The following is a 1328-nucleotide window of genomic DNA, read 5'->3' as shown; positions in this document are numbered from 1 at the left end:
GCCGCGTCGGGCTTCATCGAGCCGGTCATGCTCTGCAGTCACTTGACACCTCCTCGCAGCGCGGAACGCCCGGCTGTTTCAGCCGGGGTCCAGGATCGATGCCCTTCAGCGACGCTTATGCCCGCTCAATGATGCGCGCCGCCGCCCGCATCGTCGAGTTGCCGCAGCACGGCGTCGAGGTTGAACGACGCAGGTTTCTGACGCGGCGGAAACGCCTTGAAGCCTTCGAGCTGCGATGCCACGACCGCCTGCATCCCGTAGATCAGATAGGCGTGAGAAATCACCCAGTCATAGTAAGTATTCGAACTCTCGTCCGCACGCTCGAACGGATCGCGCCGAAGGTTGAACATCTTCGGAATACGCAGCCGGACGAACGGCTCAGCCCAGCACGCCAACTGCTTGGCGCGCTGCTCCAGCAGCACCATTTTCCAGTCGCGCACGCGGATGGCCATGATATCGCCGTCGTCGCTGATATAGAAGAACGAATCGCGCGGGCTGTCCTTCACTTCTCCCATCAGATACGGAAGCATGTTGAAGCCGTCCAGATGAACCTTGTACGTTTTGTTGCCGGCTTTATATCCCTTGAGCAGCTTTTCTTTGACGTCCGGCTCGCCCGCCGCCGCGAGCAAGGTCGTCATCCAGTCCTGATGCGTGACGATGCCGTTGAGAACCGTGCCCGCGGGAAATTTCGCCGGCCACCGAACGAATGCCGGAACCCGCCAGCCGCCTTCCCAGTTCGTATTCTTTTCGGAACGGAACGGCGTAATGCCCGCGTCCGGCCAGCTATTGAAGTGCGGGCCATTATCTGTCGAGTACATGACGAGGGTGTCGTCGGCAATGCCCAGCTCATCGAGCTTCGCCAGCATCTTGCCGATGTTCTCGTCGTGCGCCACCATGACGTCGTTATAGTCGCCCTGTCCGCTCTTGCCCTTGTGCTTCTCCGCGCAGTGCGTGCGGAAGTGCATGGCCGTCGTGTTGTACCAGACGAAGAACGGCTTGCCCTCCTTGTGCGCCTTGTCGATGAACCCGCACGCGAGTTTCGTCGTTTCGTCGTCGATCGTTTCCATGCGCTTTCTGGTCAGCGCGCCGGTGTCCTCGATGCTCTGACCGCCCTTGCCATCAGAGCGGCAATGCAGCACGCCTCTCGGACCGAAGCGTTTCCTGAACGCCGGGTCCTTCGGATAATCGGCGTCCTCGGGCTCCTCTTCCGCATTCAGGTGATAGAGATTGCCGAAGAACTCGTCGAAGCCGTGCATGGTCGGCAGGAATTCATCCTTGTCGCCCAGATGATTCTTGCCGAACTGCCCGGTGGCATAACCCAGTGGCTT

The 1328-nt window shown here is 60.1% G+C and carries 1 protein-coding gene; it reads right to left on the bottom strand.

Features of this window, described 5'->3' with window-relative positions:
- Positions 1-125 precede the first annotated feature (125 nt).
- Positions 126-1328 (bottom strand): sulfatase-like hydrolase/transferase (locus tag AWB74_RS44595; RefSeq protein ID WP_061152808.1); only part of this gene is annotated, 1203 nt, incomplete at its 5' end.

Origin of the sequence: Caballeronia arvi (assembly GCF_001544695.2) — a bacterium.
Lineage (GTDB): Bacteria > Pseudomonadota > Gammaproteobacteria > Burkholderiales > Burkholderiaceae > Caballeronia > Caballeronia arvi.
This window is presented reverse-complemented; position numbering and strand designations above follow the sequence as displayed.